12 protein-coding genes are annotated in these 15113 nt (G+C 40.3%); 9 read left to right on the top strand and 3 right to left on the bottom strand.

Going from position 1 to position 15113, the window contains the following annotated elements; translation table 11 throughout:
• Positions 1–26: 26 nt before the first annotated feature.
• A complete protein-coding gene (locus tag NSMS1_RS05305) occupies positions 27–1346 on the bottom strand; it encodes a ParB/RepB/Spo0J family partition protein (protein ID WP_224091726.1) in 1320 nt (439 codons plus the stop codon).
• Positions 1347–1719: 373 nt separating this feature from the next.
• On the opposite strand from NSMS1_RS05305, the gene NSMS1_RS05300 reads away from it, so the two are divergent.
• The 7 genes from NSMS1_RS05300 to NSMS1_RS05270 all read left to right on the top strand — a co-directional run bounded on the left by NSMS1_RS05300 (position 1720) and on the right by NSMS1_RS05270 (position 10032).
• Positions 1720–2922, top strand: a complete 1203-nt coding sequence (locus NSMS1_RS05300; RefSeq protein WP_224091725.1) for an ABC exporter membrane fusion protein — start codon at positions 1720–1722, stop codon at positions 2920–2922.
• Between the two features lie 144 nt (positions 2923–3066).
• Positions 3067–4245 carry an ABC transporter permease DevC gene (gene devC / locus NSMS1_RS05295; protein ID WP_224091724.1) on the top strand — a complete coding sequence of 393 codons (1179 nt, stop codon included), beginning with the start codon at positions 3067–3069 and terminating at the stop codon, positions 4243–4245.
• Positions 4246–4333: 88 nt separating this feature from the next.
• Positions 4334–5335, top strand: a complete 1002-nt coding sequence (locus NSMS1_RS05290; protein WP_224095116.1) for an NAD-dependent epimerase/dehydratase family protein — start codon at positions 4334–4336, stop codon at positions 5333–5335.
• A 129-nt stretch (positions 5336–5464) separates the two neighbouring features.
• Positions 5465–5932, top strand: coding sequence for a DUF2141 domain-containing protein (locus tag NSMS1_RS05285; RefSeq protein ID WP_224091723.1), 468 nt, complete (start codon positions 5465–5467; stop codon positions 5930–5932).
• Between the two features lie 112 nt (positions 5933–6044).
• Positions 6045–7304 (top strand): glycosyltransferase, encoded by a 1260-nt coding sequence (locus tag NSMS1_RS05280; protein ID WP_224091722.1) that lies wholly within the window; start codon positions 6045–6047, stop codon positions 7302–7304.
• 171 nt (positions 7305–7475) lie between these two features.
• On the top strand, positions 7476–8732 hold the full coding sequence (locus NSMS1_RS05275) for a glycosyltransferase (protein ID WP_224091721.1): 1257 nt from the start codon (positions 7476–7478) through the stop codon (positions 8730–8732).
• 34 nt (positions 8733–8766) lie between these two features.
• A complete protein-coding gene (locus NSMS1_RS05270; protein WP_224091720.1) occupies positions 8767–10032 on the top strand; it encodes a glycosyltransferase in 1266 nt (421 codons plus the stop codon).
• A gap of 385 nt (positions 10033–10417) precedes the next feature.
• Here the strand turns inward: NSMS1_RS05270 and NSMS1_RS05265 are convergent, their stop codons facing one another.
• Positions 10418–11656 (bottom strand): tetratricopeptide repeat protein, encoded by a 1239-nt coding sequence (locus NSMS1_RS05265; protein ID WP_224091719.1) that lies wholly within the window; start codon positions 11654–11656, stop codon positions 10418–10420.
• A gap of 207 nt (positions 11657–11863) precedes the next feature.
• Here NSMS1_RS05265 and NSMS1_RS05260 point away from each other — a divergent pair, with 207 nt between their 5' ends.
• Positions 11864–12463, top strand: coding sequence for a chromophore lyase CpcT/CpeT (locus NSMS1_RS05260; RefSeq protein ID WP_224091718.1), 600 nt, complete (start codon positions 11864–11866; stop codon positions 12461–12463).
• 51 nt (positions 12464–12514) lie between these two features.
• On the opposite strand, the gene cpdA is transcribed toward NSMS1_RS05260, so the two are convergent.
• On the bottom strand, positions 12515–13330 hold the full coding sequence (gene cpdA, locus NSMS1_RS05255; RefSeq protein WP_263432561.1) for a 3',5'-cyclic-AMP phosphodiesterase: 816 nt from the start codon (positions 13328–13330) through the stop codon (positions 12515–12517).
• A 525-nt stretch (positions 13331–13855) separates the two neighbouring features.
• Between cpdA and NSMS1_RS05250 the strand changes: the two genes are divergently transcribed.
• Entirely contained in the window at positions 13856–15094 is a 1239-nt protein-coding gene (locus NSMS1_RS05250) for a tyrosine-type recombinase/integrase (RefSeq protein WP_224091715.1), read from the top strand.
• The last annotated feature ends 19 nt before the right edge of the window (positions 15095–15113 follow it).

Genomic DNA, 15113 nt, shown 5'->3' with positions numbered 1-15113 from the left:
ACTCCCTCATCTCCCCAACTTCCTGCTTACAACTTATTGAGTTTTTGTGCTTGCTTACTTGTCCATTTCTGCCATCTATCAATGCCGCGACTAACTAATTGTGCATTGCTGTCACCAATAAAACAAATCCTTCCCATCCTTTCACAATTAACTAAAACCTCACCATTACCAATAAATGGAGCAATCACAAAATGATTGGGACTGGTGTACAAATTGAGCAAATAATTAATAATTCCTTCAATTCCTTCAACATTTATTGGTGTTTGCGGTTTAGGTATTATTTGCTGAGAAAAAATTCCTACGTAAAGATTGCCTAGTAATAATTCATATTGAAAAGGCATTTGATTCTTTTGGTAAAATTGGTAGACATTTCCTTCAGAACGGATGACGGCGACAACTTTAGCTTCATCAACTAAGTAATTATGTTCCCAAGTAGAGGAAAGGGTAGCGATCGCCAGCGCTGCGTAAGAGGGTAAAATATTCCTAAACTCGGATTTTGCTGTATCACCACAATATATAAGATTTCTACCTAATAGCCATTCATCGCCAGTTTGCACAGCGACTTCATTATTCATTGGTTCTGGTTGGCGTTGAGTTTTTTTGGCTGCTAACTTTGCTTCCTTTTGAGCGATCGCGCTTTTGTATGCTAGTATTTGAGCAGTTTTCTGCTTTACCTTTAACTCCTCTACCAGCTTGGCTTGGTTTTCTGCTTCTGCTTTATCACCCTTAGCCAAGGCTGAGTTATAAGCCTGTTGCGCCTCCTCTGCTGAAGTCCGCTCTTTTGTCCCTGCTCTAGCTATCTGCAATAATACTGTCGGGCTATCGGCGATGGGTGTACCCTTAATTAGTTGTTTAACTTCTGGGTGAATACTTTTGGCAATTTGTTTACCATGTTGGAAGGTACGTTCTGAATAACCAGCCTCTTTCGCTAACTCTACTGTCCGCTTAGGTGGTGAAATCATTTCACCACCTTTAAAGGTATGTTGATTATCACCAACCTTCGCCCTTAAACCCATCCGTTCAAGAATTTGGTCACGTTCTAACCATAATTCTGAGCGTTCTAATGGTTCTAGCTCATTGCGAATCAAGTTTTCATCAATTTCAGCTAACCGTGCTTGGTCAGTATTTTGATAATCGACAATATGACATTCTATTGCCTTTAGCCCTAACAACTTACAAGCCGTCAGTCGATGTAGCCCAGCAATTAACGTTAGTTTTTGGTCTATTGTGATAGGATTTAACAAACCATTCGTCTTGATTGAGTCTTTTAGTTGATCGACTTTCTCACCCTTGACCGGACGGCGGTTGCGACCGATTTTTATTTGGTCTATGGGTATTGTAGGCATAGTTAATGGACTTAGTGAAAACACTAAAAATTACGACTAAGATACACTTGATAAGTTTCTTGTGTGTGTGGAAATGATGATTTTACTGGCAGAAATTATGAGAATGTCTTATAGCACACAGCTTAGGCAAGAATAATGCGTCGATAATACAGTGGTCAATAGGGTAGTGTCAGCGCAAGTTTCGAGATTAAAGTTTTTTCAACGCGCAGGGACTCGGAGGGGAAGTGAGGAAGGAAGTCCTTAGAGCGTGGTTTTAAAGAGCTATATAAGAAAAGAGTTTTTGGTTAATTGCGGATAAGTGTATAGCAATTTACCAATCAAACTATCTTGGCTGTTTTCTAGCTGAATCACAATTAGAATTTGGAATGAAAATATGGCAGTAAATAAGGAACGCCAATTATTTATCAAACCCGATGGTCGGTGGCGGTTAATTTTGGCAGCTTCAGTGGCATTCGCTACAGGGTTAATATCCTTTTATACTTTATCATCAAATAAGCTGCGATCGCCAGTTGAAACCCCGACTGCTAAATCTCCTAAAGTTGCTCCTGTAAAAGTTGCTGTCACTGCTTTAGGACGTTTGCAACCAGAAGGAGAAATCACTACCTTATCTGCTCCTAGTTCTACTAACGGTATTCGCGTAGACAGACTGTTAGTCAAGGAAGGAGAGGAAGTTCAAGCAGGACAAGTATTAGCGTATCTAGAAGATTATAACCGTGCGACTTCCGCACTAGAACAATCTTTAGATAAACTGCAAATTGCCAAAGTTAAATTAGCTCAAGTCAAAGCTGGCGCTAAACCCGGAGACATTGACGCTCAAAAAGCTTCAGTTGCTAATTTACAGTCACAATTAAAGGGAGAAATTGCTACTCAACAAGCAACAATTAACCGTATCCAAGCCGAACTGAATAATGCTCAAACTGAAAATGAGCGCTATCAGAAACTATTTAAAGAAGGTGCTATTTCCGCCTCTGTAGCTGATTCTAAAGCTCTCCAAGCCAAAACTGTAGAACAGCAATTAACAGAAGCTAAAGCCACCCTCAGCCGTACTCAAAACACCCTCGCTGACCAGATTAAAGAAGGCGAAGCCAGACTTAACAGCGTCAAGGAAGTGCGGTCTGTAGATGTAGATTTAGCACAAACGGAAGTTAAAAGTGCTGTAACTGCCGTCAAACAAGCCAAAGCCGACCTCGAACTTACTTACATTAAAGCTCCTAGAGATGGCAGAATTTTGAAAATTCACGCCAGAGCAGGCGAAGTTATCCCCAGTAATGGATTTGTTGACATCGGTAAAACATCGCAGATGTATGTAATTGCCGAAGTCTACCAAACTGATATTCAAAATGTGCGTGTAGGGCAAAAAGCCACTATTACCAGCACAGCATTTTCTGGCAAATTGCAAGGAACTGTCAGAAGCATTGGTTGGCAAGTCGATAAACAAAGCATCTTCAGCCTCAACCCTAGATCAGACACAGACCGCCGCATCGTTGAGGTTAAAGTTTCCATCGATAACCCCGCAGATAGCGAACGAGTAGCACGTTTGACCAACCTACAAGTTGATGTAGCGATTCAAATTTAGTCATTGGTCATTAGTCCATAGTCCATAGTCCATAGTTAACCCTGAGCGCAGCCGTACCACTCCGTGGAAGCAAGCTACGCGTTAGCGTCTCCAAAGGAGAAGGGTCAACTGTCAACTGTCAATTGTCAATTGTCAATTGTTAATATGAATTTTAAAATTCCTTTGGCCTGGCTACAGTTAGCCCAGCAAAGAATACGTTTTCTTATAGCTGTAGCTGGCATTGCTTTTATTGTCTTGCTGATGTTTGTGCAACTTGGGTTTCAAGATGCGCTTTACTCTAGTGCAACCGCAGTACATCAAAATCTACGCGGTGACTTATTTTTAGTCAGTTCTCAGTATAAATCTTTGACTTCCAATCAAAGCTTTTCTCGAACTCGATTATACCAAGCTTTAGGTTTTGATGGGGTAGACTCTGTTAGCCCCATGTATTTACAATTTGCTAAATTAAAAAATCCTGAAACTGGGGAAAAATATTCAATCTATGTTATAGGTTTTGACCCAGGACAATCAGTAATGAATATCCCTGAAATTGAGGAGAATTTAGATAAACTAAAAATTCCTGATGTCATGCTTTTTGACAGAGCTTCGCGCCCAGAATTTGGCCCTATCGCTGCCAATTTTGACAAAGGAGATAAAGAGCAGACAATTGAAATTTTCCCCTTTGATGCTCCTATTGGCTACAAAGTCCGAGTTGGAGGTTTATTTAGTTTAGGCCCTTCCTTTGGTGTGGATGGCAACCTAATTGTAAGTGACTCAACTTTCCTCCGCATCAATCCTAATACTCGCCCATCTGAAAAAATCGATGTTGGTGCAATTAGGCTCAAACCTGGGGCTGATAAAGAAAAAGTTGCTGCTAATTTGGAAGCCAATTTACCTGATGATGTGAGGGTTTTTACTCGGCAAGGTTTTATTGACTTTGAAAAGAAATATTGGTCGGATAGAACCCCAATTGGTTTTATCTTGAACCTAATGTTAACAATGGCTTCGGTTGTGGGTGTGGTAATTGTATATCAAATTCTCTACAGTAACATTGCTACTCAATTTATTGCTTATGCCACACTAAAAGCTATTGGCTATCCCAATACTTATTTACTAAATGTGGTTTTCCAACAAGCTTTAATATTAGCATTACTCGCTTATATTCCAGGGTTTATAGTATCTATAGGCTTGTATGATTTTGCAATGGAAGCCACAAAATTACCAATTATGATGACAGCAAATAACGCCTTAATTGTCTTTATTTCGGCGGTATTAATGTGTATAACTTCTGGTGCATTGGCTATTAACAAATTACGCTCCGCAGACCCTGCTGATATTTTCTAGGGAGTGGGGAGTAGGGGAAGAAAAAATAAATGTCAATTGTCAATTGTCAACTGGCTCTTAAACTTTAGTAAAAAAATAACGCTGCATGATGAATTTGCAAAATAAGACTCTGCTGATTACTGGAATTGATGAATTTGTTGGCTTGCGTGCGGCGGAGTTAGCGATCGCCCAAGGCATGAAAGTTCGTGGGTTGCAAAGTTCTACCAATAAGGAAAAAGCCCAGAAATTGGGTGCTGAAGTGATTGTTGGTAGCATTACCGATGCAGCGATCGCCCAAAAGGCTTGTCAAGGTGTAGATATTGTTCTTCACACTGCACAATTAACAGAAGAAGCTGGCCCTATTGAGAAATTTCGAGAAATCAATGTGGCTGGCGCGGTGAATATGGCGAAGGCTGCCAAAAGTGCTGGTGTGAAAAGCTTTGTGCATCTTTCCAGCGTTATGGTGTATGGGTTTAATTATAGCGATCGCATCACCGAAACTGGAACACTTTCCGCCGATAATAATCCCTACTGCCAAACTAAAATCGAAGCTGAAGCCGAACTTTTACCCTTAAACTCTCCCTCAGATTTTGGTGTAATTATCATTCGTGCAGGTGACATTTACGGGCCAGGAAGCATCCCTTGGATAGTTCGTCCACTATTAATGATGCGGCAAAAGTTATTCGCTTACGCCAACGACGGACAAGGAATTTTCAATCATCTTTATCTAGATAACCTCATCGATGCCATCTTTTTAGCTATGGAAAAAGAGGCTTATGGTGAAATCTTTAATGTCACCGATGGCGAGGAAACTACCTGGAAAGAATACTTCATGCGCCTAGCAGCAATGGAAGGTTTACCTGCGCCAATGTCTATCCCCAAAGATGAAATGAAATTGTTCTTGAAACTACGCAATCAAGGACAAAAACTGTTTCGTAAAAAAGCTGATATTCTCCCAGAATCAGTAGATTTTATGACTCGTCCTTATGCTTATTCGATTGTCAAAGCTCAAAGTTTATTAGATTACAAACCAAAAATAGACTTGGAAGAAGGGCTACGCCAAACAAAAGCATGGGTGCAGAAAACTGACTTGCAAAAGTTAGTTAAATAGTTAGACTTTTTGTGCCTTAGTTTCACGTTTTTGTAACCACAGAGACTCAGAGACACAGAGTACAAAATCTCTCTTTTCTCTGTGTCTCCGTGTCTCTGTGGTTAAATTACCCCTTAAGGAGTCTCATTTATGATGAAAATTTCTCGGTTGCGTCATCTTTTATTAGCTTCTTTATTGAGCTTAGGCTGTATCAGTGTAGTCAATGCAGAAACTACAACTAAATTAACTGTTGTAGTTAACGGTATCCGCCATCAAAAAGGAGAAATTTGCTTCCGAGTATATGCCAGTGAGAAAGGATTTCCTATGAGCAATACTAGTGAAGCCCAAAGTGGCTGTACAAAAATCACAGGCAAATCCGTAACTAAGCGTTTCTATGGCTTGAAACCTGGTAAATATGCTGTGGCGATCGTAGATGATCAAAACGGTAATCATAAACTAGATACAGACTTCTTTGGTATTCCCAAAGAAGGTTTTGGAATTTCTAATAACCCCACAGTATCTATTCAAACAGGAAACCCAAAATTCAATAAGTCAAGTTTTACATTTACCAAGGATACAACCATTAACATTTCCGTTAAATACTCACTTGATCCCTAGATAGAGTCAGTTGACAGTGGACAGTTGACAGGTTATTCCCACTGTTCACTGTTCACTGGTACTCCCCACTCCCTAATTACATAAGGCGAAATTTGCCGGAGACATAAATGTCATGAAAGAGTTGGCAATATTTTTGTCTAAATCTTTGCTGGGGTGGTTAGTAATTCAGGTATGTCTGTCTTTGATATTTTTGTTATATGTGCGGACATCACGCCTCAAAAAATCACCTGATGACCAACTACCCAAAGCTGCGGTAATTCTTTGCCTGCGAGGAGCCGATCCTTTTTTACCTAGATGTCTAGAGGCGCTATTACAACAAAACTACCCGGAGTACGATTTAAAAATAATTGTTGATAGTCAAGATGACCCAGCTTGGCATATTGCCCATTATACTATCAACAAATTGGGCAAAACTAACGTTGAAATCAGCCATTTACGGATTATTCGCCACAACTGTAGCCTTAAATGCAGTTCTTTAATCCAGGCTATTTCTGATTTAGATGAATCTTATCAGGTTGTTGCTTTAGTAGATGCGGATACAATCGTTCATCCCGACTGGTTGCGTGAATTAGTTAGTCCTTTAGCTGATGCCAAAATTGGCGTAACTACGGGTAATCGTTGGTATGTGCCAAATGGCAGTTATTGGGGTTCGTTGGTACGTTACACGGGTAACATATCTGCGGTTGTGCAGATGTACCTATTCGGGATTCCTTGGGGTGGTACTTTAGCGATAAAAACAGATGTATTGCGGCAAACAGGGTTACTTGAGAAGTGGGCGCAAGCCTTTGGCGAAGATTTAATGATGCACAATGTGCTGAAAAAGCACGGTTTACGAGTCAAATTTGTGCCTTCACTGATTATGGTCAATCGTGAAGATTGCGATTTACTAGGTATCCTTGAATATCTCCAACGCCTTATTCTCTATTCTCGGCTTTACCATCCCCGTTGGCTAGCTATAGTTAGTGAATCTGTTTCTAGTATTTTGTTCCCCACTTTAGCAATTTTCTTATTTCTGTTTTCTTTGGGTGATGCTCAATGGGAAGTAGCAGGTCTATTGCTGCAATCATACAGTATCTACACTCTGGGATTACTTGTACTGATGCTGATGATGGAGTTGGGAATACAACCTATACTCCGCGCCCAAGGTCAGCCAAGGACGAAGTTACCAATTGCAACTATCGGTAAGATGATACTGGCAATTCCCCTAACGCAGTGGGTGTATGGTTTAGCGATGATATCTTCTTTGTGGATATCCACAGTTAAATGGCGGGGTATTGTCTATCGAATTTATAGCCCTTGGAACGTCAGGCTAGTTGAGTATCATCCCTACGATTTTTTGGATCAGCCTGTTGATAGGAAAATGTCGCTTTAGTCATTGGTCATTAGTCATTAGTCCATAGTCAATAGTTATTGTCACTCACCTCCTGTTCCCCTCTTGGGAGGGGCTAGGGGTGGGTTAATCTCTACACCCCTACACTCCGGTTACTGAGCGTAGTCGAAGTAACACCCTCATCCCCTACACCTCTATACTCTTAAATCAAAAATGGATGATTTGGTCATTTTGATATCTAAACTTTTGGTGATTTGGTTAGTTGTTCAGGTGAGTTCAGTATTACTATTTATGTGGTATTTGAACTCAGGTTCACAAAATTTCCCTGATGAACTTTTACCGAAAACCGCAGTTTTATTGTGTCTAAGGGGGGCAGATCCCTTTTTAGGGGATTGTTTGCGATCGCTCCTTAAACAAAATTATCCCCAGTATGACTTAAAACTGATTATAGATAGTGAAGAAGACCCAGCTTGGGAAGTGGCGCAAAATATCATCCATGAAGTGGGTGCAACTAACATTTCGATGAGTCGTTTACGGTCTGTACGTCGAAGTTGTAGCCTTAAATGCAGTTCTTTAGTGCAAGCTGTTTCAGAATTAGACGATTCCTATAAGATCGTGGCTTTGGTAGATGCTGATGCTGTCGTCCATCCAAATTGGTTGCGAGAGTTAGTTAGTCCTCTGACTCATCCTAGTGTGGGTGCAACTACGGGTAATCGTTGGTATGTTCCTACAGGTAGGTATTGGGGTACTTTGGTACGCTATATCTGGAATGTTTCGGCGATCGTGCAGATGTACCTATATGGCATTCCTTGGGGCGGGACTTTGGCTATAAAAAGAGAAGTTCTGCACCAAACAGGACTGTTAGAAAGGTGGGGGCAAGCTTTTGGCGAAGATACGATGATACGTAGTGTCTTGGCTAAATATAACCTCAAGGTAAAGTTTGTTCCTTCTTTAATTATGCTCAATCGTGAGGAGTGTGATTTACCAAGTTTAAAATACTGGTTTCAGCGTCAACTGTTGGCTTCTCGTCTCTACCATCCTTGGTGGTGGGCGGTAGTTACTGATGCTGTTTTCACAATATTAATACCTCAAACCCTACTTGTAGTTTGGTTTTTTGGCTTTTTGGGTGGGCAAGGGGATACAGCTATTTTTGCTTTAACTTGGTACGTCATCTACATGACAGCGTTAGTGATGCTGATGCTGTTTTTAGAATTAGTTGTGCAACCAATTATCAGTTCCCAAGGTAAACCTGTAACCCAGTTGTCATTGCCTTTGATTTTGAAGATGTGGGTAGGAATGCCCCTTACACACTGGATTTATGGGTGGGCAATGGTGGCTTCTTTGAAGATGCAGGCTGTTAATTGGCGGGGTGTTACTTACGAAGTCAATGGGCCTTGGAATATTCAGTTACTCGAATATCGTCCTTACGAAACAATAAACCAACCGGGCGATCGCCAGATTTCTTTGTAAATTTTCTCTAAAAAATACGCAAATTACTAAAAATATGCACAAGCCAAAGCTGCGGATTGCGCTTTTTACCGGATTGTACGCTCCTTTTTTAACCGGAGTTTCTGTTGCGGTACATCAAAGGGTACACTGGTTATTACAACAAGGGCATGAAGTTTTTCTCGTCCATCCCCAAATTAATGATAAGTTTCCTAAAAATGTAGGCGATCGCCCTATGGCGGGGTTAGATGAATTAATAACTTTCCCTAACTTTTCTCATTACGCATTTCCTACAGAACCACTGATATTTTATAAATCTCTGCCTCAACCTTTAAATTATCGCTATTGGAGTGATACTCAACTACTCACAGAGTTTCAGCCAGACATCATCGTTGTTGAGGAAGCTGCACAAATACGAGGTACATACTCAGCTTTCTTACAAGGTTATGGTCGTCCTATAGGTGTAGAGTATGCTAAACGCACTCATACACCAATAATATCTGTATTCCACACAGACATTGTTGCCTATATCAAATATTACTTAGGGGATGTTTTCTATAACTTAATACGTCCAATTGTGCCTCATATAGTGAAGCAGTTTAGTGAAGAATATGACCTGACTGTATTTTCTTCACGAGAACAGCTAGAAAAGTATGAAAATTTGAAATGCCAACGTGGTGAATATTTACCCTATCAAGGGATTGATTGTGAGAAATTTCATCCACGCAATATTACTCACAACCCCATCCCTGAAGATAATCGACCAACCATCTTATTTGTAGGACGCATTACCGCAGAAAAGAACGTTACTCAACTTATAGATATTTACCCATACATTGCCGCCAAAATTCCTGATGCTCATTTGGTAATTATTGGTAGTGGCCCCCTAGACGAAGAAATCCGCAAACGCGCACAAAAGTTTGTTTCTGGTATTACCATTTGGGGTGAATCTCATGGTACAGAACTTTTAGGCTGGTTTGCCCGTGCCGATGTATTTGTAAATCCCTCTGTGACAGAACATTTCTGCACCACAAATAACGAAGCGTTAGCTTCTGGTACTCCCGTAGTTGCAGCAAATGCAGTATCAGTATCAGAACAAGTCATCCCCGGTCATAATGGCTTTTTAGCAGAACCCAACAACCCGAAAGATTTTGCTGAGAAGATAGTAGAAATTTTACAAAACCCCGAACTCAAAATAAGTATGGGTGAACAAGCGCGTGCTTTTATCCTGCAATATGATTGGTCAGCTTGTACAGAAAAGTTTGAAAGTAAACTTTATGAGTTAGTTCAAGCATCAAAAAAACAAACAGTAACTCCTGTTTAGTTATCAACGAAACTATAGATTTTCCCTAGTCTGCTGAAGTGAAAACTTATCAGCAGACTTGTTCTTTAGTAGGTCTTCAGTAGATAAGTAGCTCAGTGTTAAAAATTATCGCTATGGCAAGGCAGGAGGCAGGAGGGTTATAGCCTTGTTTACCTTTCTTAACTTAGCTTTGTTTTTTCCCACCGACTTACTTAGTATGCAAAAATAAGAATTGAAATGCCAATTCAATCTTTCTTTTTGTACCTCACTGACTAACAAACTGATGTATCTATGCTTCTGATGTAATCTTTGACTTTCTTTTGAAAAAGATAACTTCAAAATTAAGGATTGAAGATATGGATGATATATAGTTTCAATCCTTATTGGTAAATTTGGTGTTGAGGTATTAGGGATTTAGTTTGGAAATGCTTTCAATCTTCTGATTAAAGTAAGCTTCTTCATGTTTTAATCGTTTGGCTAATTCTAAACCATTTTGAAAAGCTGTTAGTGCTTGTGGATACTCTTTGCGTTCTAAATGTAACTGTCCAACTTGGTCATAAGCCTGCATCATGCCATAATAGTTAGAAGCGAGTTCTTGCGTTTCTATCAGAATTTGGCTAGTTTGTAAGGCTTCTTCTATTTGTCCTTGAGAACGGTATAACGAAATTATCTTTTGTAGCGCGTCAGCCGCGCGGGTATATTGTTGTAATTGCCAAGCGGTGGTGTAAGCTTCTTGATAGTTGTCAAAGGCTTGCTGTAGTAAAGCAGGATTTTCTTTGGCTAGGCTTTCGTAATTAGCAGCGATCGCTATTTGTAAACTTGGCAATTGAATGAGATTATTATCTTGGGTGTAAATAGTTTTTAGCTTAGTCAGCACATCAATTGACTTGGCTGCTTGTTTCGACTGTTCGTAAATATAAGCTAACCTTTGCAAGTATATTAACTCATCCTGCTGCTCACCCCTAGTAGTAGCCAGCGTTAACAATTCCTCGTAGGTACTAGCAGCTTGGGGATAATCAAACCAACCCAGGTGTAATTCCCCCAAAGTTTTTAAGGTGTCTATTTCTCCAACTGAATTTTTTTGCTGTCGGAATGTGGCTAAGATTTGATTGTAAACCTCAATCGCAGGTTTTAGCGATCGCACTTTTTGATAAGCATCACCTAACCCTTGCCACAATTGTAAATCAATATTGTTTTGAGCATTTTTGTTTTTAGGTTGGGCTTGCTGTTGAATTGCTTGTAATCTTTGGGTAATGTAGAATATCTCCTGGCGATCGCTTTGATTCCAAGCAATATCACCCACCCGTGCGAGTGCTTTTACCTCAGCCACAGCACCCAAATACCGCCGCAAGCGTAACTCACGGTTCCAAATTTCAAACGCCGTTACACTATCCCCAGCTTGCAATTTTGCGGAAGCCTGTTGATTTAACTCATCCAGCGCCGACTCTAACTTTAGCTGTTCTATGGGTGTTAAAGGCTGTTTACCCTGTGAAGGTGGTAAAAGTGGATCAGGTGTAGTAATTTCTAACGGACTAGGGGGAAAGCTATCCGCTTGTAGAGGATCGCTACTTCTGGCTAAAGTAGGATAACTGATAATTTGCCAGAGAATAGCAGTTGTAATGATGACACTTAAGCGGCGTACCATAAGGAATTTTACAAATTTGTAGATATTAAAGTCAGTTACTAGTTATTCAGGTTTGTTGACGCTTAACAGTTGAGCGTTAACTATCATCTGCTTAATAACTTTAACGGCAATTTCCCTTGACGTATTCATCCGCAACAAATATCCCCAACTCCCTGTCACCGTTAAGCTTTAAAATATTTTTAGATATTTTTTGATAAATCTGATGTAATGACTCATTCTACAGACATAGCAACTTTAGCACGCTGGATGGCTGCCGATTTTAGCAATCAAGCGCAAGCCTTTGAAAATCCGCCTTTTTATGCCCATATTCGGGTGTGTATGCGTCCCCTACCGTGGGAAGTTCTATCGGGAGTAGGCTTTTTTGTAGAACAATCTTATGATTATAGTCTGAATGATCCCTATCGTTTGCGCGTACTCAAACTGATGACTGTAGGCGATCGCATTCATATTGAAAATTATACAGTTAAGCAAGAAGAAAACTTTTACGGTGCATCTCGTAACCTTAATCTCCTCAAAACCTTAACTAACGAATCTTTAGAAAAATTACCAGGCTGTAACATGATTGTTGAGTGGACTGGTAACAGCTTTAAAGGTAAGGTAGAACCAGGTAAAGGTTGTATTGTTTTCCGCAAAGGACAAAAGACTTATCTAGATAGCGAATTTGAGATTAACGAAGAGAAGTTTATCAGTCTTGACAGAGGTAGAGACTTAGAAACCGATGAACACATCTGGGGTTCTGTTGCTGGCCCATTTTATTTTGTGCGTTGGCAGAGTTTCGCTGATGAAGTGAAAATCAGTAATGAGTGATAAGTCTCCTTAATCACACTCAGCGTTTCTTTGCGTTAAAAAAATAACAACCTAGTATGATGCTGTAACTACTAACTCTATAGGTAGAGGATAGGCAACACGCTCAATTTTAGTCTCCCATGTACCATCAGAGTAGAGATTTAACACACGAAACCCAGGCAATTCATCACTAATAACATAGGTAGGACTTTCCTGCTGGAACTGATAACAAGTTGAGGGAGTACCCAAGTAATTAATACTATGGCGTTGCTGGTGAAATTCCTGGTGAATGTGACCAAATAAAACTATTTTGACTTGTGGATGACGATCAACGATAGCAAAAAACTCAGAAGAATTTTGCAAACAACTAGCATCCAACCACGCAGAATTTACTGTTAGTGGTGTATGATGCAGTGCTATTAAGGTCGGGTTGCTACCTGATGTTTGTAACTCAGAGTCTAACCAGTCTAAGGTACTAGCCGATAGATAACCATGTACACACTCAGGAACACTAGAATTGAGCAGAACAAAATGCCAATTGCCACGCTGAAAAGACTTACGTCGGGAAACCATGCCTAGATTTAATATAGTATCCATAGCGATCGCATTATCATGATTTCCTGGTAGCCAGTAAGTAGCTATTTGTAGTGAGTTCAAATAGTGTTGTAGATTTTCATAAGATTCTTGTGTAGCATCTCCAGATAAATCTCCCGTCATCAACAGCAAGTCTAGTTCTGGTTTAAGTTTTTCTAACCGCTCAATCACAGCTAAGAAAGATTCTGTAGTAGGTATTCCTTCTAGCCTTTTATTTTCTGAGGCTAATAAATGCGTATCTGTGACTTGAGCAATTGAGATGAGAGACTTTTCATTCATTGTTTGGTTTAGCAACTCGTGCGTATTAATATTTAATTCTCCTGAATAGCATGTATTAGGTAATAAATTTATGTTTTAACTCATCAGTGAGGAAATAAACTACTTCATAAAAGGTATATAAATGCTGGCTTGTTACTACATCTAAGTAAATAAATTTAGAAATATTTTTGTTTTGGTTTATACTTCTATACTCTATTTGATATTTGCATCTATCTTAAGAAGTAGATTATAACTTTTTTGTATCTTATGCCACCCATATATATAAATTCAGATGTTAATCTTGTGTAAGCTCAGTAGATAACTTACAACACTCTTCATCTATATGATGTGCATCACTCTAGCCTGTTATCTGTAAACCTGCACAGAAATCACAAAGTTTTTGCTGTCTGGGGATGCAATATTGCAGATAAATAGGTTATAATAGTAGACTGTAGAGCATGGCGGCATAGCCAAGTGGTAAGGCAGAGGTCTGCAAAAGGTAGACAAGCTCCACTGACAACGCCAGAATGAGCCTTTCAGACACTAGCAACTCTGAGAAAAATGCTAGTTGGCTCCTGTATGGCTCCTGAGATTGGCACACAAAAGAACACATCAGCAAACCAATCGAAAACTGATGTAGGCTTAAAGAAAGCAAACACTGGTGAGATTGGTATAGAAAACAAGCAAGGAAAACTAAGGTTAAGGCTACCGAGACTAATTGTAGACGGTAGCCTTCGTTATATTTACACTGGGTTAGCAGACACACCAGAGAACAGAAAGAAAGCTCAGATAGTCGCTTGGCAGTTAGAAGAAGACATTAGAACAGGACAACTAGACCCAACACTCGAAAGCTATAAGCAGCAGTTCAGACCCAAGATAACAGTAGTTAAGAAGGTAGACTTGTTAGAGTTGTGGGCTAGCTACTGCGAATACAAACGACCTCAGCTAGCACCTACCACTTACCAACGAGATTACATAAGAAAGTACGCTCATCACATCCGACAGCTACCAACAAAAGACCCAAGAGATGCTGTAGCTATCAGAGATTACCTGCTGCAAACACTCAGCGCAGACACAGCCAAACGAGTGCTTACCCATTTAGCAGCCTGCTGTAATTGGGCTGTAGACTCAGGTTTACTGGAGAAGAATCCATTTGTGGGCATGGCTGGGAAGATTAGACAACCCACGATTAACACGACTATAGACCCGTTTACTACAGCAGAACGTGACGCAATCATACAAGCTTTCGCTGACAAACGACCGCACTACACAGCCTTCGTTCAGTTCTTGTTCCTCACTGGTTGCCGAACTGGTGAAGCTATCGCTCTCCAGTGGAAACACATTAGTCTAGATTGCTCTCAGATAACTTTCTGCGAGTCCTATGACAGTAGGCTGAACATTAGAAAATCCACGAAAACAGGTAAGTCTAGGAAATTCCCTTGTAATCAGGTGTTAAGAGAACTGCTGATAAGCATTAGACCAGCTAGTCCTAGTCCTGATTCTCTTGTGTTCCCTAGCCCTAACGGTCTACCCATAGATAACGGTAAGTTTACTAATCAGGTATGGCGCGGGTGTAGGAGTGGTAGGAAGGTTTACAAGGGCATACTCGCTACGCTCGTGGACGAGGGCAAAGTACAGCGTTACAGATGTCCGTATAACACTAGGCACACGTTCATCAGTCATTGTGTAGAGGCTGGTGTACCCATTCCTCAGATAGCTAGATGGGTTGGCAACAGTCCAGAGATACTCATGAGACACTATGCTGGTGTTGTCAGTAGTCTAGAAGTGCCTGTGATGTAGTTCAGGTAAGGCACAAGCA

Source organism: Nostoc sp. MS1 (assembly GCF_019976755.1).
GTDB lineage: Bacteria > Cyanobacteriota > Cyanobacteriia > Cyanobacteriales > Nostocaceae > Trichormus.
Note: the sequence above shows the minus strand (reverse complement) of the source record. Positions and strands in the feature narration are given on the sequence as shown.